The sequence below is a fragment of the Novosphingobium ginsenosidimutans genome, from assembly GCF_007954425.1.
In the GTDB taxonomy this organism is placed as follows: Bacteria; Pseudomonadota; Alphaproteobacteria; order Sphingomonadales; family Sphingomonadaceae; genus Novosphingobium; species Novosphingobium ginsenosidimutans.
Genome location: NZ_CP042345.1, coordinates 1,798,779 through 1,823,208, shown reverse-complemented (window position 1 = coordinate 1,823,208; position 24,430 = coordinate 1,798,779). Strand labels below are relative to the sequence as shown.

Here is a 24,430-nt window from a genome sequence, read left to right as displayed (position 1 = left end):
AACGACGACACAGGTAGCCAATCGCGACCTGAAAGGTTGGTGTAAAACAGGTCGAGGATCTGGTCCCATCGCCAGCACTGGCAGTCGTCCCTCTATAAGTCCCGGGTAATCATCTCGGTCATGCGAACATGTAGGTCGCCTGCTTGATCTGCGTTAGGTCTAGGTCGCCCTTTTCAGGCAATGGCGGGACCAGCTCCGCCATCTCGGGATCGATTTGCAGCTGTTCCAGTACGGCAGCGCGGAATGCAGCCAGTGGGTCACCTTCATACAGGTCGACAAAGGAGTCCCGAAGGATCGTCACCAGCTTGTCGGTCTTCCCGGCGTGAGTGCCGAAGCTGTCGTGGATAACTGCGAGGCTACCAATCCCCTGCTCTGCGCAGTCATTGGCGACCATCATCAAGTGGGCGGCATCAAGTGAATGGATAAAGTTCGGAGCGATGCCCGAGAGCGCCTGTCGCGCGTCATTCCAAGGTCCATTACTGTCGGCGAAGAAGTCTGCGGGGTTCGCACTACCATACTCTCCTGCGACAAGCATTTGATGGATCTTGCCTCTAATGGTGACCTCTACGGACCTAGACTTAACCCTCGGGTACCGCTGGAGGACCGGGAGGCCCACAGGGGTCGTCCACCAGAGCGGCAGATCAACCTTGTTGACCAGGGCGATGACCTTGCGGAGCCAATCCATAGCGCGCCTCGCTGCAGGAACTTCCTTTCCGACTTGCACGTAGAGGATGCCAGCGAGCCAAAAGGCAGCCTGCTCATTATCAAAGTGCCCGACGTAAGGGGCTCGTCCGCCCTGAACGGCCTCTTCATCGAGCTCCTCGAGTACCTCCTCGACCTGCTTCGCCATGCTGTAGCGGGTCGCGGAATAGGCGTAGGTCATGCAAGGCCGCTTGACGATCCTCCGGGTCACCCGGTCACCCTTCCAGGGCAGGGCAGCTGGATCATCTGAAGCGTTGACCAACTCTTGCACCCTGGCAGCGACAATCGAGTACAGGTCGCCGGGGCGCTCTTGGTCGACTAGGTTTACACAGGGGGCAGCGTGGGGATCCCGGAGGAGAGCAGTGAAGTGCTGCAAGCCAGAGTTCGAACCGTCGAGCGCGATGGGTAGATGAGACCGGAAGGCTTCGCCTTCCCGACGATACCCAGCCCACTCAAGGCAAGCGGCCAGGGCTTGCCAAGGCTTGTCCGCCGTCGTCCAGAAGCGCTGCCCGTCAAGCGGATCGGCAGCGCTATCCAGGATTGCGGCCTCGTGCTGTTCTACCCAACGGATGCGATCCGCGAAGCTTACCCTATCGATCCCGAACAGGTTCGCCAGGTGGATGGCGAGCCAGTACGCCCCATTACCGCCCAGCGGTTCCTCGGCGGCGAATGTAAGTAGAGCCTTAGCGACGTCGTCGCCTTGAGGCGAGGGTCCGCCTGCGGGGATTGGATAGACTCGTCCGCGCCAGTCCATGCTGTGCGGGAAATAAATCGCCGGGAAGTCTGCCAGCTTTTCTGCCACCCAGAGCTTTTGCATCAATGCGAGCCGCTTGCCCTTACGGCGTGCGTTTACTGCGTGAACCTTGGCCGCCCGTTGCTTCCATTCCTGGCGGGCGCTCTCGTCCTCATCAAATCGATCGGGCCTAGCCGGAAGCGGGTCGTCATCGCGAGGGGGTAGGCCGCCAAGAGTTCCGCCGCCTTCCCAAAGGGCCCGCATCGTCGTCAGGATTGGGCGATTGATTTTCCAGGCTGTCGACTGGATCGTGTTGATGGCGCTGTAGACGCGCGGCATCTCGATGTTCTCGAGTTCGTCGAGGTAAGGTCGGGTATGGTGACGGACGATCGCATTCCCTGGGGGTGAGTCGAGATAGCCACCATCGAAGGGAGTAGTCCAGGGACATGGCGGGACCACCATGGGCATTGGAACCGGATCAAGGAGCTCACAGCGGGCATGTTGCTGCTCAAGCCATTCACCCGCTTTGTCGGTCAACTCGAGCCGGTAGTGCGTCCGAAGCTTCTTTCCAAACCTCTCATCGACGCGCACCATTTCGAACAGCCCAGTCGCTTCGATGGCCAGTTCGAGTAGCTTGGACCCGACAAGCACTCGGTCGCGCTGTGACCAGTCGAGCGCCGCGCCTTCCCGCCGGTAAATCTCCCGGGTCAAACGCAGTCTACGTTGGCTCACAACTTGTGCCCTTCGCAAGCCCCTCTGGAGACCCGCAGCCCCCCCTTCGTTAGCCTTGCGAAAGGCTTCCGCCTCCATATGGCCCATGACCGCTGTGGCAACGCTCACGGCGGCCTTCTGCCACACGAGTCGTTGCACCCCACCTTGGATGGCGGTCCGCAGGGTAAGGATTGCCAAGGGCTCCGGCTCCGCACCTTGCAACAACTGAATTGCGCTGTGCTTGCGCCCTGAAGCGCCCTTTCTGGCGGCCTCGAAGAACCCAGAGATGGCGATGATGGTGGGCTGCAGGGCCAGCCGCAAAAGCCGCCGTCCAGGCGGAAGGTCCGCCTCATCGACGCCTTCACCGAGAACGCCTGCCCACTTGGTTCGCTGCTGTCGGTATCTGGCGATGCCGAGCGCGCGTGACTCATCCTCAAGTTGCTGTTGCGATGCAAGCAGCTCGCCGCCAACCACCATTGTTCGGAATTAACTCCCTACCCAGACGGCTTTCAATTGGGCGCTGTACGAGTGGCCAAAATGCGTATGCATCTTAAAGCGCGGTGATTGTCGTGCTCTCTGCTTGCACCGCTTCGAGCTTCTAATTAAGTTGCACCACTAGGCTGACTGCCTGAAGTGAAAACTGGATGATGTTGGAAATCATGCTCTCCCAGAACTTTAAAATCACAAGTGCCGTCAGGATAAGTGTAATCAGTCATCTGCTTCGAAAAGAAACTCGTCACTTCAGGATCAATGTCTGTTGATATGCTATGTCGCCCAAGCTCTACGCAAACTCGACTTGTAACGCCGCTACCTGCAAAAAAATCTAGGACCAAACTCCCGTCGAACGACAACGCCTTTACGAGTTTGGCAACTATCTCTCTTGGCTTCTGCGTAGGGTGCCCGACGCGCTCCTTTGAGTTACCATTCAGGCGATTCATTCTCCATACGTTCGTAGGATTTTTCCCCTTTTCGATACTTTCGGGCCTCAACCTCTTATCCTTTAGGTAGGCCTGCTTTGTAGCTGCATCAAAGGGCTCACGAACAGCATCAAGATCAAAAAAATACTCGGAACTCTTGGCAAACCAGGCAACCTCTTCATGACGGTTAGCGAAGAACCGCTGAGCCCCCATACCATTTGGATAGTTCCAGATAATGAGATTAACGAGATTGAATAATCTTCGTGACCGGATCTCGTGAAGCAACGACAATAGATCGCCAGAACCTGCTTCGCCTTGGTATTGGATACCGCCAAAAACAACTAAACTCCCAGAAGTTGCGAGCACACGCTTGGACTCAACGAGCCAGTCAATTGCCCATGAAACATAGTCTGGATAGCTATCCCAGTCCGCAGCTGCGATGTTATAGGGGGGATCGCAAACTATAAGTTGAACTGACTCGTTAGGAAGCCGTCTTAACAGATCAACGCAATCAGCCGCGAATACCGCATGAGTAGTTTGCAACGGCTTGCCAAAGGAAAAAGAAGCTGAGCGGTGAGAACGCCCTCTCTTCTTGAGCGCATTCATTCCGATATGACGTGAATTATGATGTGATCGATTCATTAATTTTCTACAATCATCAAAGATCACGACTTACACGAATGCATTTTGTCCGTGCTTAGAGTAATAATAAAATACACTCTTTTCGGCCAACTGCAACGAAAGGATTGCCATCTCATCCTCAGTCCATTCCGCCACTCTGAAATAAAAAGTGCCTCTCTCAAACTCATTCGCAGAGCCTTGCTTATGCAGGTGTTCTACGTTGAGCTTTCCGAACTGGGCTATGGTAACAACACGGTCTAGAATTGATGAGTCATCGTCGAAATCACAACCGTCTCCAAAGCAAACAAATGGAAATATCGCCTCGGTGTTCATAGCGGTTCGAAAACCGATGACGTTCTTGCCGAGCCTCTCAATCGCATTGCCGCGCGCTTGCTTATTTTTTCCCTCAAGCGCACGAAGATCATTCGTACCTTGATTCTTTTTCTCTGCAATTAGGATTGGGTACCGGTGACCCTCCTTGCTCACAATCGAGAGTATCCCTCCGTCGGGCCTCATTGCTGACGTCGAGAAGAAGTAGTGGAAGTCGACGTCAGGGAAGCTTTGACGCAGGCGCTCAACGACGTCCTTTAGCTTCCATTCCGTCTCATGATGGAGCTGAATCCCTGGAAACTTTTTCGAGAGCTCCGCTTCCACGCGCCGCATCGCGCGATCCAAAGCTTTCTCCTGGCGCTTTGAGCGCGTGTTTATGACCGTGTCGGCTCGCTGAAGCCTAAGATCTGCCTTCCTCGCCATAACCCCTACCTCTTGTCGACAAGATACAAGAACTCAGTGACATGGATGTCTCGCCCCGACAGGTTCCGACAACCTCGAAAGGTGTTATATTTTGTATCCATCACGCTGACGTCACCGATCTTCACAAGTTCAGAAAGAAAACTTTCGTGCGATACGAATCCTTCTGAATTGTAAGATATGAGGACAAACTTTGCATTTACGCTCTCAACGGCGTCGAATAGCGCTTCTTCAGCATGCTGTCGCTTGTTATATCTAGACCTATTCCATCCCGTCGGAATACCGGACACTTTGCTTATTTCTTGTGGCTTCTGGTAGTCACAAATTAGATTGAGCATGAAGTAGTTCGAGCCGTACGGGTGCTGATTGTAAGGTGGGTCAAAATAGGCGACGTCCACACACTCAAGATCGCGCACTAGCTGATTGGCGTCTTCGTTATAGAGCACAGCGTTGCAGTTGAAGTTACTAAACACTGGAGGACGGACTTCGATCTCGCGCATGATCCTGCTGAGTGCGTTTCGACCGGTCCCGCCGAACTGCCCCACCCCCTTCGAGTTCTTATAAAAGCCCTTGAAGACACCAGAGGTGTTTGCATGCACGGAGGCTTGCGAGAGAATAGGCGCAACAATGAAAGGCTTGAGCCCCACAGGGGTGTCCTCAATCGCCCGACAGAAGGTGTCGAGAAACACGGCGTTGCGCCTCGTATAGAAGACCCGTTCACCTGGCTTGATGGAGTCGTCCTCCTCAGGGGCGTAGAGTTCCGCGATGAACCCAGGAGCAAAGTTTTCCTTTATATGAGCTTGGACCCGGGAGATTTCGTTGTGAAGCGCAACCTCGTCAACTTCTTCCCGATTAGCCTGATAACAGCTGTTAACAATGTGGCTGTACAACTCTAAGTCGTTACATCGCACCGTATGGGCGTGCCGCCTAGCAAGCCTAGCTACTATGCCAGATCCGGAAAAAAGATCGAGAAAATCAATCTTCTCCTTTCCCAGCTTTTTCTTAGCATAATTTATTCCGGTTTCGATAAACGGCAACAGAGACCTCTTGTTACCTATGTAAGTGATCAGCTGCGAACGCAGATATTCATCGTTTTCTTCGACTTCTAAATCAAATAGATTAGCCTGAACGGTGGCCATTAATGACGTCCCTTATATTGGGCCTGCTTCACCCTTTGGAATCACTGCAGCGTCAAGCGTAGCGACGTCTGGCCCATAGGACCATGGCGGACGGAGGCTTTTCGACATGTGTCATGGGTGGCTGACCTCTCACGCAGGGGGTAGATGAAGGTCCTGGTACCTGATCTTCGCTATGGCCTCGGCGAGCATAGCCGTTGGATATCCGCTGCCATAGTTGTTCGACGTATGACCTCCTTTGGATCTTCCAGCGAGCTCCTGCCCGAGGGCGGTACCGTGAAGGCCTGCCTCGCGGAGGCGGTCCTGAAAGTTGTGGCGGAAGCTATGAAGACCAAGCTTGGTACCTGAGATATCGCGAGCCTTAAGAAGGCGAACGAACCAGTCCGAGAAGCCATCGCCCCACTGGCCCCGACTGTCGGGCTCTTCGCCCTCCCAGAGAAGCTCAGCGCCTGAAGCTCTTCGTTCTTCCGCATAGTTCAAGAAGCCCAGCCGCAGTAGCTCGGGGTGCAATGGAAGCATCCGCCGCGCGTTGGTCGTTTTCAAGCGCTTCCCAAATCCAGCTCGAACCAAAAGGACCGGGATCTTTTCAACTTCGGCCACATCATCGACTCGAAGTTGGGCAATCTCGCCCCTTCGCATGCCAAGGAAGAGCGCAATGAGTGGGCCCCAATAGTGCAACGGGCGGCCCTTTGGTGCTGGATCCCGGGGTGTCCACGGGCTAGCTCCGAAAATCTTGTTCAGTTGATCAAGGGTGAAGGGGTCACGCTTATCGGCTTCGGCGACGGGATCGACCACGGTCAGGCCTGCAAGCGGGTCAGCCGCCATCCACTGCTCTTGGACGGCGAAGCGGAAGGTCGCCTTCATACCGGCCAAGTAGGTAGCGTTGATGCTCTTGGGCGAGATGGGGGGCAATCCAGTTTTGATTGCCTCAGCCACTGACAGCCCCCTAAGCTTCGGAGACTTGCCCAGCCCCTTCGGCAGTTGCCGGACTGTATCAAAAAGCTTGCGCCCATCTTCGCGCCCAAGCGTATCCAGCTGGCGCGCGGACCCCAGCACCTCGCGAAGTACGCGCTCGACCGGGGCATATGCCGCGACACTTGATGGGGACCAGCGAGGGGCCCGGTCAGCCTTAAAGGCTTCGATGAGGCCTCCGACTGTTGGCGGCGCCTTCTTGTGCTGTTCCTCGCGCAGGGCTGACGAAAAGACAGGGTCGGTCGGCTGGTACCCGAAGTCACCCCGGAGCCGCGCTTCACGAAGCAGCCAGCGCTCCCTATCAGCCCTGGCCATAAGTTGTGCAGTTGCGCGGAAGCCCGGAGCGCTTGGGTCTGCCTTGATCCCATGCTCCTCGAATAGCCTCGATGCGTGCACCTCGAATGGCTCGAGCTCGCCAGACCCAACTTGGTCGCTGACAAACTCCGCCATCAGCCGGGATGCCTCGAGAGCATTGAAACGCTGCTCCGGATCACTCACCGGGTTGTGAAGGTCGTTCTCGGCGTCCTGTCGGACCTGGGCGCTAAACCACCTCGCCACCAGTATCGTCGCCTCAGCTTGACTGACGTCGCGCGGCTTGGCTTCGACCAGCCCATTCAGCCTATCAACCTCAGAGAAGAACTCGATCTCGGCGGCGGGGCGGAGCCGCAATGCCTCCTCAAGACTGGAGGTAGCAAGGTGGCGAATGAAGTACTCGCCTTTAGCGACCGCGCGGACGTTTTTGGGCCACCGGCGGCGGTACCGGTAGTGGCCGTTGATGCACTGAAGGTGATTACGATTCGCGGGCACGGCCCCGTCCTCCTGTGTACCTCGATTGTGTACTTCGGGGACAGGGTTTCCGCGATTTTTCATGCTTTTCAAGCGCATAAAAGCGTTGGTGCCCAGAAGAGGACTCGAACCTCCACGCCCTTGCGAGCGCCAGCACCTGAAGCTGGTGCGTCTACCAATTCCGCCATCTGGGCACGGGGCAGAAGGCCGAAGCGCCGCTGCCGGGTAGGAGGGCGCCACTAGCCGGGGGTGTTGCGGGTGTCAACGGCCCTTTGGCGGTTTTGCTGGGGCCGCCTCAAAAAGGTTCGGTCGGGGCTTGCCCGCAGTTGCCGAAAGGGGCGGGTTTGTGCCAAGGGCGGCGGCGTGAACCCCGGCAGGAACCGGGCAAGGGACTGGCAAGACATGGCACACAGCACCGCGCTCGAAGGCAAACTGATCGTTCTGGTCGGCGGCAGCGGCTTTTTCGGCTCGCACCTGGCGCAGGAGCTGCTCAGCAGCGGCGCGCGGCTGCGGATTGCCAGCCGCAATCCCGAACGCGCCTTCAAGCTGAAGCCGCTGGCAAACCTCGGCCAGGTCCAGTTCGCGCGCTGCAACATGACCAAGCCGGAATCGCTGGCCAAGGTGGTCAGCGGGGCCGATGCAGTGGTGAACCTGGTGGGTGCCTTTGATGGCAACCTTGATGCGGTGCAAGGTCGCGGTGTTGGCAACCTTGCCCGGCTCGCCAAGGAAGCTGGCGCCACTGCCTTTGTCCACGTCTCGGCAATCGGCGCCGATGCCGAAGGGACCACCGCCTACGCCCAGAGTAAGGCGGCCGGTGAGGCCGCAGTCCTTGCCGCGTTCCCCAAGGCGACAATCCTGCGCCCCTCGGTGCTGTTCGGGCCGGACGACAAGTTCATCAACATGTTCGCCGGCTTGATCGCGGCCCTCCCTGTGATGCCGGTGTTCGGGCCGGACGCACAGCTCCAGCCCCTGTTCGTTGACGACGCTGCGCTCGCTGTCGTTGCCGCGCTGGGCGATGCAGCCACTCATGGCGGCAAGACCTATGAGTTGGGCGGGCCGGAAGTGCTGACCATGCTGGAGATCAACCAGCGGATTGCCGCCGCCCAGGGCCGCAGCCCGGCGTTCCTGCCGCTGCCCGACGCCGTTTCAGGCGGCTTTGCAACCTTGACTGGCTGGCTGCCGCTGGCCCCGCTGACGCGCCAGCAGTGGTCGCTGCTCAAGGCCGGGAACGTGGTTGCGCCCAAGGCGAAGGGCTGCAAGGCGCTGGGCATTACCCCGCGCCCGCTCAGCCTGTTTCTCGATCGCTGGATGGTCCGCTATCGCAAGCATGGCCGCTTTGGCGGCAAGGCCGCAGCTTAAGCGTTCACGTCCGCATAGTGACTGGGCGGTTGAATCACTTCCATCCGCTCTGACAGCAGCGGGCGAAAGCTGGGCCGGCTCTTGAACACCGCATACCAGGCGGCGGCCTGTTCATGGCCCGACCAGTCGAGCCCGCCGAGGTAGTCCGCAACCGAGATCTGCGCGGCGGCCGCGAGGTCGGCCAGGCTCATCGTCGCGCCGGCCAGCCAGGGGCGGTGATCGATCAGGTGATCGATGTAATACAAGTGCTCGTGCGCCAGCTTCATCGCCTCGCGCAGCACGCGCGAATCGGGCGACTGGCGATAGACCAGCCGCTTCTTCATCCGTTCGTGCAGCAAGGGCGCGGTGACATCGCCGAAGAAGTTCTCGTCAAACAGGGCGACAAGGCGGCGGATCTCCGCCCGGTTGGTGGCCGTGCCGTTGATCAGCGGCAACTTGTCGACCGTTTCCTCGAAATATTCGCAGATCGCCCGGCTGTCGCACAGGGTAATCGCCTTGGCCGGATCGTGCAGCACCGGCGTGCGTCCGGCCGGGTTGAGCGCAAAGAAATCGTCGCGCCCCTCCCACGGGTTCTCACGCCACAATTCGTAAGCGATGCCCTTTTCGCTCATCAGCAGGCGGACCTTGCGGCTGAACGGACAGAGCGGGAACTGGTAAAGCTGCCACATGACCACTCGCCATGCCCAAGCGAAAGCGCCCCGTCCACCGGGGTGCGGGGGACGGGGCGCAAAAAGCGGGGGAAAGGTCTGGCCAAGGGGGAGGGAAGCCAGACCTGCTCCGCTTCGCTCGGTGATTGCCTTGTTAACCTTTTGCGCCTTGCGGGACCCTGAACGGCGCGGCTGCGCTCAGAAATTGCCGCGCAGCAGAACGCTGAAGATCGGGCCGATCAACCGGTCGCGGTGCTCGGTAAAAAGCACCGGCGCTGTGTTGCGGCGACCGGCATAGACGGTCCGATCGAACTTGTTGCGGCCGTTGAGCAGGTTGCCGGCCTGGGCCCTGAGGGTCAGTCCCAGCACGTCCTTATGCTCGACAAACACCCCCGCAAAGGTTGGCCCTTCGAACCCCAGCCCGACCTCGCCCAGCCGGTAATAGTTCTGGAAGTGGTAATTCCCGATATTGAAGCCATAGGCGATGTCGCTTTTCGGGATGTCGTGGCGGAAGTTCAGTTCAATCGCTCGGTCCTGGGTCTCGCTGATCGGGCGGAACTGGGCGGTCAGCGGATCGCGCACGCGGGACTTCTGCAGGTTCACCGAAAGGTCGATCTTTGCGCCCTTGATGCCCAGCGGTGCCAGTTCGATCGTGCTGGTCCATTCCAGACCATAGCGCCGCCCGCCATCGAGGTTACCGGGGCTCTCGCCCGTCGCGCCGATCGGCACGATGTCGACCAGGTCCTGGATATGATAATCATAGAGCCGCAGCGTCGTGCTGCCCCATTTTCCCAGGGTTTTCTTGGTCTCCAGCTCGAACTCCCAGCTCTGCGGCGGGACAAGTTCGCCGTTGCCGGCATTGGCGTTGTTATCGTTAAGGAAGACGCGGGCGAGGAAGTCGCCGAAGTTTAGCTGGCCAACGCGGCGCCGCGCCTTGAACGAAACGTCGAGGCCCTTTTCCGGTGTCCATGCCAGCGCGACCGAGCCCTTGGGCCGCCAGAATTCGCGCGACTGCGGGTTTACGCCACCGGTCTGCGACAAGCGCGAAAATTCGCCGCCCAGCGTTGCCTGGAGCGACAGGTTCTTGGACAAGGGCCGGCTGTAACTGAGGATCCCCTCGTAGCGGTCTTCCTTCACGCCGCCGGTGCCATCTGGGAACGGTACCGGGACAAAGACCCCGCTGGGGTCAAGCGTTGCCAGATCTGCGGCAATGTCCAGCTTGTTGTAGGCCGCCTCGGCCGAGATCTGCCAGTCAGCCCCGCCCGCCTTCCAACCATATTCGGCGCGGGCGATGGTCTCGCTGAAATCCTGCTGCTGGTGATAGCGGTCGCCGGTGTCTGGACGGCCATCGGCATAGCTGAACACCGATGTGTTGGTAGCCGGGCCATTGTTGCCGCGCGTCAGGCCGATCAGCTTGAGCTGCCCGCCCGCCAGCTTGAAGGCCAGATCGCCGCCCAGCTCGAAGTTACCGCCGCGCTCCTTTTCGCGGTAGCGGCGAGTGCGATCGACCCCGCCCGGGACCTGGCGTTCATCGTCCAGCTTGAAGCGGAACCAGTAGTAGCGATAGCTGCCGTTGAGGTTGATCAAGGTGCCATTGCCGGCATCGATCTTGGCGGCGAGCGAAAGCTTGGGCTGATCGAAATTGGCCGTGATCACATCGTCGCGGCGTTCGATCAGGCTGCCATCCGGCCGCTCGATCAGCGTTTCGCCACCCGCCCCGCCCCGGCTGGACAGGTTTGACAGGCCGACCGTGTATTCCAGCCGCCCGGTCTTGCCGGTCAGCGACGTCTCGAAGCGATTGAACAGCGGATCGGTAAAGTGCGGGCGCGCTTCGAAACGGTAGGCAAAGTTGCCGCTGATCCCGTCAGCCTTGACGATTACGTTGGCAACCTGCCCGGTCAGCCCCGGCACATCGAGGGTGGCGGCATCGACCAGTTCGATCCGCACCACGCTCTTGGCAGCGATCCGACCGAGCTGGGTGAATGTATCCTCGCTCTTGCCAGTCAGGCGCTGGCCGTTGACCAGAACGTTGGCCGTGGCCTGCCCCAGCCCGCGCTGGCCACCATCGTCACGGATGGTGAAGCCTGGAACCTGGCCCAGCATTTCGAGCGCGGTGCGCGGCGAAAAACGGGCGAAGAATTCGGCATCAAAAACCTGCCCACCTGTCCGCCCGGAAGCGACTTCGGACGACGGCACGGCATCGGCTTCATCTGCCCAGACCGGTGCGCAAAGCATTGCAAAGATTGTCGATCCCGCCAGCAGCGCCGGCCGGACCATCTGCCGCAGTGGCATCGGCACTCCCCATCCCGTTATCAGTCGTTGGGGTGACCTATGCGATTAATACGCCTGGCTCGCGAGGGAGCCTCGACTAGCGACATAGGACCGGCGATCAACGGCAAGGTCGCGGTGACGAACAGGCTATCACGGCCGACGAGCGGTAGGGGGAATGTTCGCATCGAGCATGGCCAGACACGGGGCCTTTAGCGCAGCCCGGGTTTCAGCCTTGCGCACTGCGGCAACTTCACTGCGCATCAGCGCCTGCAAGGCCGGACGATCGAGCTTGCCGGCATCCATCGCCCGGGCGCTGACACGGACGAAGAACTCGCGACCGCGCGCTGTTATCGGCGGCCAGTCGCGCGCCCCCATCCGTGCCTGTTCGGCGGCAACGACCGAGAACAGCGCGGCGCAGCGAAGGCCGGTCTGCAGTTCGGGCGACAGCGTGGGAGCATTGGCCTGAGCAGACAGCGGCGCGGCCAGCAGGGCGAGCGGGAGCAGGTAAAGCTTCATGGAAACAGGTTTAGCGCGCCAAAGCTGAACGCCAGCCGATCAACCGACCCAGGCAGCGACGTCAGCCGCAACGGCGTTGGCGGCGCGGTTCAGCGCCGGGGCGATCGCCTCGGGCTTGGCCGAGACGCCAGGGATCACGCTTTCGAAACGGCGGGTCTGAACCAGGCCGCCGGGGCCGCTGCGCACGGCCTCAAAGCGGACCACCACAGACTGCTCGGCCACATCATAGCCCATGTCGATCAGGCGGCCGCCGATGCGCTGTGCCGATTGGCTGGCGGTGCCATCGTCTTCCAGCACCAGCCGCTTGCCCGACGCGCGCAGAGTTTCAGCCAGCAGGCTGCGGAACTGGCGGGCCGGCCGTTCAACCCAGGCGGCATCGGCCAGATAGGCAATGCTTGAACCATTGACCCGCACCGGCACGCGCAGCACGGCCAGCTTGCGGTCAACATCGGGCTCCAGCACCAGCAGCGCATCGCCCTGCTGACCACTCGCCCCGGTCCCGGCGGCGGGCGCCTGGATTGGGCTTAACGTAATCAGCGTGGCCGGCGTCTTGGCACCGCCCAGCCCCAGGCAGCCGCTCAGCAGCAGCGCCAGCGGCAAGGTCAGCAAGGCGGCCGGCAGACGATTGGTCATTGCTTGTACTCCGGCAGCTTGTTGCCCCCCAGCAGCGCGCCGGCGCCGCCGTCGTCAATCTTTTCGGTCAGGTCGCGCAGCGCCTTGCTGGTCGCGCGCAGGTCGCGCATTGCCGCTTCGGCCTGTGGCAGGGTCTGCTCGTTGAGCCGCTGCGTCGCCGGGCGGGCGCTGGCCAGCGTTGCTTCCAGCTCCTTCGCCGCATTGTTGGCCGATTTCAGCGTGCTGCGCAGATCGCGAGCCAGGGCCTGGCCATCACCGCCCAGGAACTGGTTGGCGTTGTTGGCAACCTTCTCAAACTCGGTGAGCGTCGTCGAGGCCTGTTTCAAGGTGGCCTGCAGCTCGGTCAGCGTCTTTGTCACCTGCGGTGAAGCATCGGCCAGGCCGCCTGTCATCCGCTCGGTATTGGCGACGATATTGTCGATCGCCTTGAGGTTCTTGTCAGACAGGGCGATGTTGAGCCGTTCGGATACGGTTGCCAGCCGATCGAGCAATACCGGGGCGGTGTTGAGCAGCGCCCCCAGCCCGCCGCGTTTGGTCGGGATAACGGGCACGCCTTCCGGACCCTTCTCGACAATTGGCGCCGCCCCCTTCACGGCCCCTTCGAGCAGGATGTTCGACGTCCCGGTAAAGCTGCTCTGCAGCGTCGCGGTCGTGCCTTGCAGAATCGGCACCTGCTTGTCGACGGCGATCCGGACCCGCACAAAACTGGGGTCCTTGGGCCACAGCTCGATTACCGTGATCTGGCCGATCGGCACGCCCTGAAAGGAAACCGATGCCCCCTTCGACAGGCCATCGACCGACTGCTTGAAAAAGATGTCATAGGCGTTCTGGTCGGTCTCGTTCCAGCGCGCGATCCAGATGATGAAGGCCGCGAGCACAGCGAGCAGCCCCAGCGTGACTGCTCCGACCCAGACATAGTTGGCTCTCGTCTCCATGCCTGTCTAATCCCCTGCCTGCGCCGGCTTGTCCATCTTCTTGTCCGTCCGGACAATTCGCTCCTGCGCCATATGGGCGGCGCGGCCGCGCGGGCCGTTGAAGTATTCCTGGATCCACGGGTGATCGAGCTTGAGAAGGTTCTCGATCGTATCGACCGCAATCACCCGTTTGTCGGCAATCACGGCAACACGGTCGCAGATCTCATGCAGGGTATCGAGATCGTGGGTGATCAGGAACACGGTCAGCCCGAGGGTATCCTGCAATTCCTTGGTCAGAGCATCAAAGGCGGCCGCACCGATTGGATCGAGGCCGGCTGTTGGCTCGTCAAGGAACAGCAGTTCGGGATCGAGCGCGAGCGCGCGGGCCAGGCCGGCGCGCTTCTTCATGCCGCCCGAAAGCTCGGCCGGATACTTGTTCGCCGCGTCCTCGGGCAGACCGGACAGGACGACCTTGAAGCGCGCGATCTCGCGCCGCAGCTCGTCGCTGATCTCAGGATAGAATTCGCGCAGCGGCACTTCGACGTTTTCAGCCACGGTCAGGGTGGAGAACAGCGCCCCGCCCTGAAACAGCACGCCCCAGCGGCTGCGGATATCGATATCCTCATCGCCGCGGGCGGCGGTGATGTCTTCGCCCAGCACCTCGATCCGGCCTTCGGTCGGCACCTGCAGGCCAATGATCGAGCGCATCAGCACCGACTTGCCGGTGCCCGAGCCGCCAACCACGCCGATGATCTCCCCCCGGCGGACCTTGAGGCTGAGGCCCTCGTGAACGACGGATTCGCCAAAGGCATTACGCACGCCTTCGACCACGATCGGAAACTCGCCGCGAAACGGCCCCGGCATCCGGTTATGCGCGGTATCGGCGACGTCTTCGCGGATATCCTCAAGCTCGTCGCTCATCCCCAGCCTACCTCGGTGAAGAACACGGCGAAGAACGCGTCGAGCACGATCACCATGAAGATCGCCTGGACCACCGCCATGGTGGTGCGCAGGCCCACTTCCTCAGCATTGGCCTTGACCTGCATGCCCTGGTAGCAGCCGGCCATGGCGATGATCAGGCCGAAGAACGGTGCCTTGACCAGGCCAACCCAGACATCGTGGATCGGCACCACTTCCTGCACCCGCAGCAGGAAGGTCATGAACGGAATGCCCAGCGTGAAGGACGAGATGAAGGCCCCGCCCACGATCGCCGCCAGCGCGGCAAAAAAGCCCAGCAGCGGCATCATCACCACCGCCGCAAGAATGCGCGGGATCACCAGCGCCTCAACCGGCGAGACGCCGATCGTGCGCATCGCGTCGATCTCCTCGGTCAGCTTCATCGTGCCGATCTGCGCAGCAAAGGATGAGCCCGATCGGCCCGCCACCATGATCGCGGTCATCAGCACGCCCAGTTCGCGCAGGGCGATCCGTCCGGTCAGGTTCACCGTCAGCATTTCCGCGCCGAACTGCTCCAGCTGGACCGCGCCTTGCTGGGCAATCACGATGCCGACCAGAAAGCTCATCAGGCCGATGATGCCCAAGGCAGAGATGCCGACCAGCTCGGCCTGGCGCACCACGGCCAGCCAGCGCATCCGTGCCGGGCTGCGGATGATGCCCCAGGCGGCGACCAGCACGGCCCCAAGAAAACTGATGATCTGGAGCGTCCCATGCCCCCAGCCGACCACGAGGTGTCCGATGCCTTGCGCGGTCCGCTCAACCAGTGGCAGGCGGTGGGCGCCGGTCTCACCGTGGCCTTTGGACCTGCTGACAGCGGCAATCAGTCGTTCGGCCTGGTCGCTCGCCCCGACCAGCTCCGCATCATAATCGCGCAGCACGCGCCAGACGGTCCAGGCGCCGACCGTATCGATTTCCGGCACGCGCGAAATGTCGACCGCTGCAACTTCGCCATCATGCTCACGCAGCGCACGGTCGACCACCCCGATCGAGGAAACAGTCAGCGGGCCAGATAGCACCGCGACCGGCCGGCCGGCTTGATCCTGTTCCAGGGAAAGGTCGGCCCAGACGCGCATTGCCCCTATGGTGCGGGAAAAATCCCCTGCCGACAAGGGAAGGCGGTCCGAATGGCGGCTTCCCGCGCCTTGCACATGGGGTTCCGCGCTGGCAAAGGCCGCAGCATCATGACCGATGCAACGCCCAATTCCGAACTGCCCAAGACTTTCGACCCCGCCGCGATCGAGGCGAAGTGGTACGAGCACTGGGAAACCAACGGCCTGTTCCGCCCGGAGCGGCCGGGCGCGCAGCCCTTTACCATCGTCAATCCGCCGCCGAACGTCACCGGCAGCCTCCACATCGGCCACGCGCTCGACAACACGCTGCAGGACGTGGTGATCCGGTACGAGCGGCTGCGCGGCAAGGATGCGCTGTGGGTGGTCGGCATGGACCACGCCGGGATCGCGACGCAGATGGTGGTGGAGCGCCAGCTGGAAGAGCGGCAGGACAAGCGCACCAATTACACGCGCGAGCAGTTTGTCGACAAGGTCTGGCAGTGGAAGGCGGAGAGCGGCGGGGCGATCACCGGCCAGCTGCGCCGCCTCGGCTGCTCGATGGACTGGTCCAGAGAACAGTTCACCATGGACCCGCACTTCACCCGCGCGGTGGTGAAGGTCTTCGTCGATCTCTACAACCGCGGGCTGATCTACCGCGACAAGCGGCTGGTCAACTGGGACCCGAAGCTGAAGACCGCGATCTCTGACCTTGAGGTCGAGACGCACGAAGTCAAGGGCCACTTCTGGCGCTTCCGCTATCCCTTTGCCGATGGCTCCGGCCATGTCGAGGTAGCGACGACCCGGCCCGAAACGATGCTGGCCGACATGGCCGTGGCGGTGCATCCCGAGGATCCGCGCTACCAGGCCGCGATCGGCAAAGAAATCCTCCAGCCGATCACCGGCCGCCGGTTCAAGGTGGTGGCGGACGAGCACGCCGATCCCGAACTGGGCAGCGGCGTGGTCAAGATCACCCCGGGGCATGACTTCAACGACTTTGAAGTGGGCAAGCGCGCCGGGATCAAGCCGGCCGACATGCTCAACATGTTCGATGCCGAAGCCCGCGTGGTCCAGACCGCTGACGGGCTGGTGCCGGACGAATTCCTCGGCCTCGACCGTTTCGTCGCGCGCCAACTGGTGGTGGCCCGCATGAAAGAAGCCGGCTGCCTGATCCCGCACGTCACCAACGACAAGGACGGCAACGAAACCGAGGCCGATGCCGAGCCGCGCACCATCCAACAGCCCTATGGCGACCGCGGCGGCGTGCCGATCGAGCCGTGGCTGACCGACCAGTGGTACGTCAACGCCGCGGAACTGGCCAAGGCACCGCTTGCGGCGGTCCGCTCCGGCGCGGTCGAGATCGTGCCCAAGACCTGGGAAAAGACCTTCTTCAACTGGATGGAAAACATCCAGCCGTGGTGCGTTTCCCGCCAGCTGTGGTGGGGGCACCAGATTCCGGCCTGGTTCGATGCCGATGGCAATGCCTTCGTGGCCGAGACCGAGGAAGAAGCGCAGGCGCTGGCCGGTGGCAAGCCGCTGACCCGCGACGAAGACGTCCTCGACACCTGGTTCTCATCAGCGCTGTGGCCCTTCGCCACGCTCGGCTGGCCGGAGGCGGATGCCCCGCTGCTGGCCAAGCACTATCCCAACGACCTGCTGATCTCCGGCTTCGACATCCTGTTCTTCTGGGATGCGCGGATGATGATGATGGGCCAGGCGATGACCGGGCAGGACCCGTGGAAGCGGCTTTACCTGCACGGCCTGGTCCGCGCGCCGGACGGGCAGAAGATGTCGAAGTCCAAGGGCAACGTGGTCGATCCGCTGGGCCTGATCGACCAGTACGGCGCCGATGCGCTGCGCTTCTTCATGGCGGCGATGGAAAGCCAGGGCCGCGACATCAAGATGGATGAGAAGCGGGTCGAAGGTTACCGCAACTTCGCGACCAAGCTGTGGAACGCGGCGCGGTTCTGCCAGAGCAATGGCATCGGCGGCAGCACTTCGCTGGCCGCCCCGGTAGCAACATCGGCGGTCAACAAGTGGATCATCGGCGAAGTCGTCGAGACCGTGGCCGAGCTCGACAAGGCGATGGCCGACCTGCGTTTCGATGCTGCGGCCAATGCAGTCTATCACTTCGTCTGGGACCAGTTCTGCGACTGGTACATCGAACTGATCAAGGGCAACTTTGACGCTGAGACCAAGGCTGTGGCCGGCTGGGTGCTCGACCAGATCCTGGTCATGCTCCATCCGTTCATGCCTTTCGTGACCGAAGAGCTGTGGTCGAAGCTGGCGGACCGGCCGGATTATCCGCTGATCACCGCCCAGTGGCCGGAACCGGGCGCGAGCGTCGATGCTGAGGCTAAAGCTCAAATCGAGCTGGTAATCGAAGCAGTTCGAAACGTGCGCTCAACCCGCACAGAAATGAATGTGCCACCGGGAACCCGCATGGAATGTTGGGTAGTGCCCAGTAGCGAAATCACGATGCAGCGGATCAAGGCAAACTGGCCAGCAATTAGTCGTCTCGCGAGAATTGAGTGGTCAGATCTGCCAGCCGATCAGCTCGGCCAAAGCAACACCATGCAAGTGATTGTTGCGGACACAACAATTGCTCTGCAACTCGAAGGCGTGATCGACATTGCCGCCGAGAAGGCCCGCCTGGCCAAGGCGCTGGAAGTCTCGGCCAAGGAAGCCAAGAGCCTCGAAGGCCGCCTGTCCAACCCGGCCTTCGTCGAAAAGGCCAAGCCTGAAGCGGTCGAAAAGGCCCGCGCCGACCACGCCATGCACCAGGCCGAAGCCGAACGGCTGGCCGCGGCCTTGGCACGGTTGGGGTAACATTGCCCCTCCCCCTCGATGGGGGAGGGTTACCGCAGCTTGGCGCGCCAGCGCCTAGCGCAGGTTGGGTGGGGGTGAGGTCGCGGTCTGAGCGCCCGCCCCGCCCGCTCACCCCCATCCAGCTGCGACTAGGCGGCGCGCCGCCAAGTCTTCGCATCCTTCCCCCATCAAGGGGGAAGGATGTCCCACTGTCCTACCGCGCGCAAATCTGCCAAGGACGCTGCGCCATGCTGACCCTTGCCACCACCACGCCGGGAGAACCGGAGATCTTCGCTTCGCTTCAGGGCGAAGGGCCGAGCATCGGGCGGCCGGTGGCCTTTGTGCGGCTGTCGCGCTGCAACCTGGCCTGCACCTGGTGCGACACCGCCTATACCTGGCGGTTCGAGGGCGATAACCGCCCGCACCGCGATGGGCTGGCCTTTGAGCGCAAGGCCAACCAGGTGGTGCTGGACGAGGCCGATGTCGCCGCACGGATCATGGCGCTGGGGCAGGACCGACTGGTGATCACCGGCGGGGAACCGCTGCTGCAAGGTACGGCTTTGGCGCGGATGGTGACGCTGCTGGAAGGGATGAGCGTGGAGATCGAGACCAATGGCACGGTCGCCCCGCACCCCGCACTCGATCCCTTGGTCAGCCAGTACAATGTCAGCCCGAAACTGAAGCATTCGGGGAATCCCGTTGACTCTGCACAGATTCCCGAACGCTTTGCGGAGTGGATTCAGAAACCTCAAGTCTGGTTTAAGTTTGTCGTGGCCACGCCCGATGACGTTGCCGAGGTGCTGGATCTGATCGAAACTCACCGCCTGCCGCGTGAGCGGACCTTCGTCATGCCCGAGGGGACCGACAGCGCCACCCTGCGCGAACGGGAACGCTGGCTGGCCCCGCTGGCACTGCAACACGGGCTACGTCTTTCAGACCGGATGCATATCCACCTCTATGGTGATACCCGCGGGACATGAGCGATGCTGGCCCCGGGACCGGTCCTCTGAAGGGCAATCTGACGCAGGGGCCGTTGACCCGGACCTTGTTGGTCTTTGCCCTGCCGCAGCTGGTCGGCAATGTGCTGCAAAGCCTCAACGGTTCGATCAACGCGGTCTGGGTCGGGCAACTGCTCGGCGACGAGGCACTGGCGGCGACCGCAAATTCGAACATCCTGATGTTCCTGCTGTTCGCGCTGGTCTTTGGCTTCGGCATGGCGGCGACGGTGCGGATCGGCCAGTCCTGGGGCGCCAATGACGTGATCTCCGCCCGGCGCGTGCTGGGTTCTGCGCTGGGGCTGACGGGAATGATCTCGCTCGTCATGGCAACGCTGGGCATCGTGTTTGCCGACAAGGTGCTGGACCTGCTGGCCACGCCCGGTGCGGCGCATGACCAGGCGCTGGCTTACCTGCGCGTGGTATTCATCGCCAATCCGATCGCCACGATCACCACGATGATCGCGATGGGCCTGCGCGGATCCGGCGATGCGGCGACCCCGCTGCGCTTCATGATCCTGGCAACGCTGCTCGACGTGGTGCTCAACCCGATTCTGATCCTGGGCCTTGGCCCTGCCCCGGCACTCGGCATTGCCGGGTCGGCCTGGGCGACGGTGATCGCGACGACCATCGGCTTTGGCGCAATGCTGGTGTGGATCTATGCCAAGGATCTGCCGCTGCGGCTGCGCGGGGCGGAGCTCGCCTGGCTGAAGCCGCGCTGGGAGGAAAGCCGCTATCTGCTTTCGCGCGGTTTGCCGATGGGCGCGCAGATGCTGGTCATCTCGGGCGCCGGGGTGATCATGATCGGGCTGGTCAACCGCGAGGGGCTGGTCACCGCTGCCGCCTATGGCGCGCTGCTGCAGATCTGGAACTATATCGGCATGCCGGCCATGGCGATCGGCGGCGCGGTCAGCGCGATGATCGCCCAGCACATCGGCGCGGGGCGCGAGGACCGGGTCGATGCGATCAGCCTGGCCGGAAGCCTGACCAATCTTGCCATGACCGGGCTGCTGATCGCCGCGCTGGTGCCGTTCGACCGGCCCGTGCTGGAGCTGCTGTTGGGGGCCGGCAGCCCCTCGGTTGATGCGGCAGTGCATATCCAGGACCTGGCGATCTGGACCTACCTGCCCTTCGGGGTGACGATCGTGCTGTTCGGCCCGCTGCGCGCCTTCGGGGCGAACTATGCGGCGCTGCTGGTGCTCTTTGTATCGATGTATGTGGTGCGGCTGAGCGCCTATTACCTGCTCTATCCGCTGCTGGGGGCGGATGCGCTGTGGTATTCGTTCGTGATCAGCTCGATCACGTCGTTGGGCTTGACGCTGCTGGTCTATTTCCGCCTGCCCTGGCGCAAAAGCCTGCAGGCGCGGGTTGCTGGTTTGGAGCGCCAATCACATCCGTGATTGGCTAGCAACACCGGCCCGGATGGCCTGTCCGCACTAGCCAACTAGCGTCCCTGCGCGCGCCAGCGCTGGACGGTGCGGAGGACCATTTCCTCTTCGCCGCCGGCATCGCGCCACAGTTCGCTGATCGAAGGGTCGGCCGAGGCCGGGCGCTTCATTTCCTCGAGCTCATCGAAGGAGACGCGGATCGGGATCGAGACGCCCTCGCCGCAGATGATGCATTCGCGGTTGCGGAGCGCCGGGATCGAATCGAGGAAGCCGCGCGCGCCTTCGGGCATGGCGGCCTTGACGAAGGCCTGGTCGCGATCGTTGTTGAGGCGCATCGAGATGATCGTGCCGCACTGCGAGAGTACGCCTTCGGCCAGGTCCGATGGGCGCTGGGTGATCAGACCCAGGCTGACGCCATACTTACGGCCTTCCTTGGCGATGCGGCCCAGGATCCGGCCAACCGAGGAGCCATCGGCGTTTTTCTCGTTGGGGACGTAGCGGTGGGCTTCCTCGCAGATGAGCAGGACCGGGCGGGTCTTTTCGTCACGGGCCCAGATCGCGAAGTCAAAGACCATCCGGCTGAGCACGGCGACGACAGTGGACGTGATGTCCGAGGGGACGCCCGAAACGTCGATGATCGAGATGGGTTTGCCGCGGCTCGGCAAGCGGAAGATCTTCGAGATGAACTCGGCCATCGTATCGCCGACGAGCATCCCCGAGAACATGAACTGGAAGCGCGGATCGGCCTTCAGCTCGTCGATCTTGTTCTTGATCCGCATATAGGGTGCCGAGGAAGTCGCCTTATCCAGCTTGCCCATCTCCGCCTGGATCAGGTTGGTCAGGTCTGACAGCAGATAGGGGATCGGGCTGTCGACCGTGATCTTGCCCATGCCTTCGGCCAGCCGATTCTTCGCACGGGCGGCAAGCAGGCACTTGCCGAGGATGTCCATATCCTCTTGCCGCTCATTGCCGCTGGAGGTCAGGAACACTTCGCAGTGCTCTTCAAAGTTCATCAGCCAATAGGGCATCTGCAGGTTGGACACGTCAAAGATCATGCCCGTCTGCTTGAACGCGGCGGAATACTCGCCGTGCGGGTCGATCATCACGATGTGGCCTTCCGGCGACGATTCGCAGATCCGGTGAAGGATCAGCGCGGCGCTGGTCGACTTGCCGGTACCGGTCGAGCCAAGCAGCGCGAAGTGCTTGCCCAGCATCGAATCGATATAGAGCCCGGCGCGGATGTCCTTGGTCGGGAAGACGGTGCCGACCTGGATCGACGAGCGGCCATCGCTGGCGTAGATCTGCTTGAGATCGTTGCTGGTGGCCGGATAGATCAGCGCACCGGGGATCGGGTAGCGCGTAACGCCGCGGCGGAAGGAGTGGATTCGGCCGGTCAGGCGCTCTTCGTCGCCCTCGCCCAGAAAGTCGATCTGGGCCATGATCCCGCCAGGGGTCTTGGCATCCTGCCGCTGGGTGCGGACCGAAGCCAGCAGCCAGCCCTTGCCGACGCGGATCTTGACTTGGCTGCCGACCTGCCCGGCCAGCGCCACAGAAGGATCGGCATCTTCGGTGCATTCTTGCAGACGTTGCAAATCGAGCGCGATGGCCGAGCCCGAACCGGCGATTTCCAGGACGATGCCGATCGGTTCACTGCCATTCTCGATCATGGCAGCGGGCGCAGCGGCCGGCGCCTCGGCCTCCGGCTGGAAATCACGCTGACCGAAACCGTTGTTATGCAAGCCGTCCATGCCCGTGGGGTCCCCTGTACTTTGGTACCGCGGACCGTAGGCTTGGGCGGTTAAGATCGCTTAAACGAGAGCAAACAGCCGGCCAGCAACAATCCCCATACCGACCGAGACCAGCACCGCGAGGAGGCCGTAAAGAAAACTGTTGTCATCGGCGAACTGCGCAACCAGCCGCTCAAACCCGACCTTGCGCACTTCGACCCTGGCGACGGCCGAGGCCACCACCCGGCCCTTGCTGATCGCAAAGGTTTCGGCCGTATAGGTCCCGGTCTGGACCGAAGATGGCAGCTTGATTCGGGCCTGGTAAAGCACCTGCTCGCTAACGTTCACGCCGCCCGGGTCCTCTTTGTAGAGCCCTTCGCGGACCCGCCGTTCGACCAGACCGGCAGAAAAGCGGCGCTGCTCGGCGGGATCGAAGGCCCCGATCGGCGAAAGCTGGAGCCAGGGCAGGCCCAGTTCATAGATCGCGGCGGTCTTCTGGTCGACGATCTGATCGATCGGCTTTGACGAGGCGACCGCGAAGAAGGCCGGAGCAGAGCGGAACTCGGCGCTGGCGGCATTGACCCAGATCCCGGCGATCCGTTGCTTCTCGCGCAGGATAATTGCGTTGGTCGGCCCCTTGAGCACCACAACGATGTCATAGTCTTGCCCGGCGCGGCTGCCTTCGGGAGTGAGGATCGCGCCGTAGAGTAGCAGCTCGGTGCCGGTGAAGCCCTGGCGGACCTGAATCTCGTGCTGCGAAACCTCGGGCACCAGGATCGGATCGCGCGCACCGCCCAGCAGGATCAGGCAGAGGATTGCGAACAGAGTTCTGCGCAAGCTGCGGCCAAGCCATCCGGCTTGGCCATGCAAATGCGGAGGCAGTTGGCGCACCCAGAGAGCACCCACCCTCATAGCGGGCTATCCGTGTAGATCTCGTCCGGCTGCCAGGCGAGGCCGATCAGCATGCGCAGCGCGACGAGGAGGACAACCGCGGCAAGGACGAACCGGAGCCGCTCGGCCGGCAGCTTTTGTGCAAGCTGCGAGCCGATCTGCGCGCCGGAGACCGAACCGATCAGCAGCAGGACTGCAAGGACGATATCAACCGCCTTGGTGGTCAGCGCGTGCATCATCGTGGTGATCATGGTGACGAACAGGATCTGGAACAGCGAGGTGCCGACCACGACGTTGGCACTCATCCCCAGGATGTAGAGCATCGCCGGAACCAGCACGAAGCCGCCGCCGATGCCCATCAGCATGGTCAGGATCCCGGTGAACACGCCCAGCAGCAGCGGTGCGAGCGGCGAGATGTACAGGCCCGAGCGGTAGAACCGCCAGCGCAGCGGCAGGTTGGCAACCATCGGATGGTGACGCCGTTTGCGCGCCGGCAGCGGCACGCCCGTGCGCTGGGCCTTGACCGCCTGCCAGCTTTCCCGCGCCATCAGCGTGCCGATCGTGCCGAGCAGCCCGACGTAGAGCAGGTTGATGACAATATCGATCTGGCCCCATTGCTGCAGGATCCGGAACAGCATCGCCCCGATGCCGGTGCCAATCACCCCGCCCGCCACCATCACGCCGCCCATGTGGTAATCGACCCCGCCACGCCGGGCGTGGGCGAACACACCTGAGACCGAAGCTCCCGTTACCTGGCTGGCGGCAGAGGCAGCGGCGACCGTGGGCGGGATGCCATAGAAGATCATCAGCGGCGTGGTCAGGAATCCGCCGCCCACCCCGAACATGCCGGACAGAATCCCGGTCAGTGCGCCAAGCGCGACAATGACCAGGCCGTTGACCGCCAGATTGGCAATGGGAAGGTAGACGTCCATCTGTCGGCCAAGGCTAGC

At 61.9% G+C, this 24,430-nt stretch carries 19 protein-coding genes and 1 tRNA gene; 4 read left to right on the top strand and 16 right to left on the bottom strand.

What is annotated here, in order from left to right; translation table 11 throughout:
- Positions 1-118: 118 nt before the first annotated feature.
- The 6 genes from FRF71_RS09075 to FRF71_RS09050 form a co-directional block, all read right to left on the bottom strand.
- Positions 119-2,623, bottom strand: a complete 2,505-nt coding sequence (locus tag FRF71_RS09075) for a DNA-directed RNA polymerase (RefSeq protein ID WP_147090352.1) — start codon at positions 2,621-2,623, stop codon at positions 119-121.
- 125 nt (positions 2,624-2,748) lie between these two features.
- Entirely contained in the window at positions 2,749-3,669 is a 921-nt protein-coding gene (locus FRF71_RS09070) for a DNA-methyltransferase (protein WP_161597927.1), read from the bottom strand.
- Positions 3,670-3,735: 66 nt separating this feature from the next.
- Positions 3,736-4,437 carry an EcoRI family type II restriction endonuclease gene (locus FRF71_RS09065; protein WP_147090350.1) on the bottom strand — a complete coding sequence of 234 codons (702 nt, stop codon included), beginning with the start codon at positions 4,435-4,437 and terminating at the stop codon, positions 3,736-3,738.
- A gap of 5 nt (positions 4,438-4,442) precedes the next feature.
- On the bottom strand, positions 4,443-5,573 hold the full coding sequence (locus tag FRF71_RS09060) for a DNA adenine methylase (protein ID WP_147090349.1): 1,131 nt from the start codon (positions 5,571-5,573) through the stop codon (positions 4,443-4,445).
- 129 nt (positions 5,574-5,702) lie between these two features.
- Positions 5,703-7,349 carry a site-specific integrase gene (locus tag FRF71_RS09055; RefSeq protein ID WP_161597925.1) on the bottom strand — a complete coding sequence of 549 codons (1,647 nt, stop codon included), beginning with the start codon at positions 7,347-7,349 and terminating at the stop codon, positions 5,703-5,705.
- An 86-nt stretch (positions 7,350-7,435) separates the two neighbouring features.
- Positions 7,436-7,522 (bottom strand) — tRNA-Leu (locus tag FRF71_RS09050).
- A gap of 208 nt (positions 7,523-7,730) precedes the next feature.
- Between FRF71_RS09050 and FRF71_RS09045 the strand changes: the two genes are divergently transcribed.
- Positions 7,731-8,687, top strand: a complete 957-nt coding sequence (locus FRF71_RS09045) for a complex I NDUFA9 subunit family protein (protein WP_147090347.1) — start codon at positions 7,731-7,733, stop codon at positions 8,685-8,687.
- Here FRF71_RS09045 and FRF71_RS09040 read toward each other — a convergent pair.
- The 7 genes from FRF71_RS09040 to FRF71_RS09010 form a co-directional block, all read right to left on the bottom strand.
- A complete protein-coding gene (locus FRF71_RS09040) occupies positions 8,684-9,355 on the bottom strand; it encodes a glutathione S-transferase family protein (protein ID WP_147090346.1) in 672 nt (223 codons plus the stop codon). The two genes, FRF71_RS09045 and FRF71_RS09040, sit on opposite strands and share 4 nt — an antisense overlap.
- A gap of 177 nt (positions 9,356-9,532) precedes the next feature.
- On the bottom strand, positions 9,533-11,626 hold the full coding sequence (locus tag FRF71_RS09035) for a TonB-dependent receptor plug domain-containing protein (RefSeq protein ID WP_147090345.1): 2,094 nt from the start codon (positions 11,624-11,626) through the stop codon (positions 9,533-9,535).
- A 129-nt stretch (positions 11,627-11,755) separates the two neighbouring features.
- The gene (locus FRF71_RS09030; protein WP_147090344.1) at positions 11,756-12,121 is read right to left on the bottom strand and encodes a hypothetical protein; all 366 of its coding nucleotides are present in this window, start codon (positions 12,119-12,121) and stop codon (positions 11,756-11,758) included.
- Positions 12,122-12,160: 39 nt separating this feature from the next.
- Positions 12,161-12,754 (bottom strand): ABC-type transport auxiliary lipoprotein family protein, encoded by a 594-nt coding sequence (locus FRF71_RS09025; RefSeq protein ID WP_147090343.1) that lies wholly within the window; start codon positions 12,752-12,754, stop codon positions 12,161-12,163.
- Entirely contained in the window at positions 12,751-13,689 is a 939-nt protein-coding gene (locus FRF71_RS09020; protein ID WP_147090342.1) for an MlaD family protein, read from the bottom strand. Before FRF71_RS09020 ends, FRF71_RS09025 begins: the two co-directional genes overlap by 4 nt.
- A gap of 6 nt (positions 13,690-13,695) precedes the next feature.
- Positions 13,696-14,532: an ABC transporter ATP-binding protein gene (locus FRF71_RS09015; protein ID WP_147091601.1), complete on the bottom strand. Its 837-nt coding sequence runs from the start codon at positions 14,530-14,532 to the stop codon at positions 13,696-13,698.
- A gap of 53 nt (positions 14,533-14,585) precedes the next feature.
- The gene (locus FRF71_RS09010) at positions 14,586-15,698 is read right to left on the bottom strand and encodes an MlaE family ABC transporter permease (protein WP_147090341.1); all 1,113 of its coding nucleotides are present in this window, start codon (positions 15,696-15,698) and stop codon (positions 14,586-14,588) included.
- Positions 15,699-15,806: 108 nt separating this feature from the next.
- Here FRF71_RS09010 and FRF71_RS09005 point away from each other — a divergent pair, with 108 nt between their 5' ends.
- The 3 genes from FRF71_RS09005 (at position 15,807) to FRF71_RS08995 (ending at position 20,874) form a co-directional block, all read left to right on the top strand.
- Complete coding sequence (locus FRF71_RS09005) at positions 15,807-18,500, top strand: valine--tRNA ligase (protein WP_147090340.1); 2,694 nt, start codon at positions 15,807-15,809, stop codon at positions 18,498-18,500.
- A 227-nt stretch (positions 18,501-18,727) separates the two neighbouring features.
- Positions 18,728-19,459: a 7-carboxy-7-deazaguanine synthase QueE gene (locus FRF71_RS09000; RefSeq protein WP_147090339.1), complete on the top strand. Its 732-nt coding sequence runs from the start codon at positions 18,728-18,730 to the stop codon at positions 19,457-19,459.
- On the top strand, positions 19,456-20,874 hold the full coding sequence (locus tag FRF71_RS08995; protein ID WP_147090338.1) for an MATE family efflux transporter: 1,419 nt from the start codon (positions 19,456-19,458) through the stop codon (positions 20,872-20,874). Before FRF71_RS09000 ends, FRF71_RS08995 begins: the two co-directional genes overlap by 4 nt.
- A 44-nt stretch (positions 20,875-20,918) precedes the next feature.
- On the opposite strand, the gene FRF71_RS08990 is transcribed toward FRF71_RS08995, so the two are convergent.
- The 3 genes from FRF71_RS08990 to FRF71_RS08980 form a co-directional block, all read right to left on the bottom strand.
- The gene (locus tag FRF71_RS08990) at positions 20,919-22,529 is read right to left on the bottom strand and encodes an ATP-binding protein (RefSeq protein WP_420359399.1); all 1,611 of its coding nucleotides are present in this window, start codon (positions 22,527-22,529) and stop codon (positions 20,919-20,921) included.
- Between the two features lie 141 nt (positions 22,530-22,670).
- The gene (locus tag FRF71_RS08985) at positions 22,671-23,426 is read right to left on the bottom strand and encodes a TIGR02186 family protein (protein ID WP_238339158.1); all 756 of its coding nucleotides are present in this window, start codon (positions 23,424-23,426) and stop codon (positions 22,671-22,673) included.
- Between the two features lie 71 nt (positions 23,427-23,497).
- Positions 23,498-24,412: a sulfite exporter TauE/SafE family protein gene (locus tag FRF71_RS08980; protein ID WP_147090335.1), complete on the bottom strand. Its 915-nt coding sequence runs from the start codon at positions 24,410-24,412 to the stop codon at positions 23,498-23,500.
- Between the last annotated feature and the right edge of the window lie 18 nt (positions 24,413-24,430).

Excerpts from the sequence above, each read along its gene's own strand:
- FRF71_RS09040 (WP_147090346.1), bottom strand. The coding sequence starts at position 9,355 with ATGTGGCAGCTTTACCAGTTCCCGCTCTGTCCGTTCAGCCGCAAGGTC.
- FRF71_RS09020 (WP_147090342.1), bottom strand. The coding sequence starts at position 13,689 with ATGGAGACGAGAGCCAACTATGTCTGGGTCGGAGCAGTCACGCTGGGG.
- FRF71_RS08995 (WP_147090338.1), top strand. The coding sequence starts at position 19,456 with ATGAGCGATGCTGGCCCCGGGACCGGTCCTCTGAAGGGCAATCTGACG.
- FRF71_RS09010 (WP_147090341.1), bottom strand. The coding sequence starts at position 15,698 with ATGCGCGTCTGGGCCGACCTTTCCCTGGAACAGGATCAAGCCGGCCGG.
- FRF71_RS09015 (WP_147091601.1), bottom strand. The coding sequence starts at position 14,532 with ATGCCGGGGCCGTTTCGCGGCGAGTTTCCGATCGTGGTCGAAGGCGTG.
- FRF71_RS09045 (WP_147090347.1), top strand. The coding sequence starts at position 7,731 with ATGGCACACAGCACCGCGCTCGAAGGCAAACTGATCGTTCTGGTCGGC.
- FRF71_RS09025 (WP_147090343.1), bottom strand. The coding sequence starts at position 12,754 with ATGACCAATCGTCTGCCGGCCGCCTTGCTGACCTTGCCGCTGGCGCTG.
- FRF71_RS09070 (WP_161597927.1), bottom strand. The coding sequence starts at position 3,669 with ATGAATGCGCTCAAGAAGAGAGGGCGTTCTCACCGCTCAGCTTCTTTT.
- FRF71_RS09005 (WP_147090340.1), top strand. The coding sequence starts at position 15,807 with ATGACCGATGCAACGCCCAATTCCGAACTGCCCAAGACTTTCGACCCC.
- FRF71_RS09065 (WP_147090350.1), bottom strand. The coding sequence starts at position 4,437 with ATGGCGAGGAAGGCAGATCTTAGGCTTCAGCGAGCCGACACGGTCATA.
- FRF71_RS08990 (WP_420359399.1), bottom strand. The coding sequence starts at position 22,529 with ATGATCGAGAATGGCAGTGAACCGATCGGCATCGTCCTGGAAATCGCC.
- FRF71_RS09000 (WP_147090339.1), top strand. The coding sequence starts at position 18,728 with ATGCTGACCCTTGCCACCACCACGCCGGGAGAACCGGAGATCTTCGCT.
- FRF71_RS09035 (WP_147090345.1), bottom strand. The coding sequence starts at position 11,626 with ATGCCACTGCGGCAGATGGTCCGGCCGGCGCTGCTGGCGGGATCGACA.
- FRF71_RS09060 (WP_147090349.1), bottom strand. The coding sequence starts at position 5,573 with ATGGCCACCGTTCAGGCTAATCTATTTGATTTAGAAGTCGAAGAAAAC.
- FRF71_RS09030 (WP_147090344.1), bottom strand. The coding sequence starts at position 12,121 with ATGAAGCTTTACCTGCTCCCGCTCGCCCTGCTGGCCGCGCCGCTGTCT.
- FRF71_RS08980 (WP_147090335.1), bottom strand. The coding sequence starts at position 24,412 with ATGGACGTCTACCTTCCCATTGCCAATCTGGCGGTCAACGGCCTGGTC.
- FRF71_RS09075 (WP_147090352.1), bottom strand. The coding sequence starts at position 2,623 with ATGGTGGTTGGCGGCGAGCTGCTTGCATCGCAACAGCAACTTGAGGAT.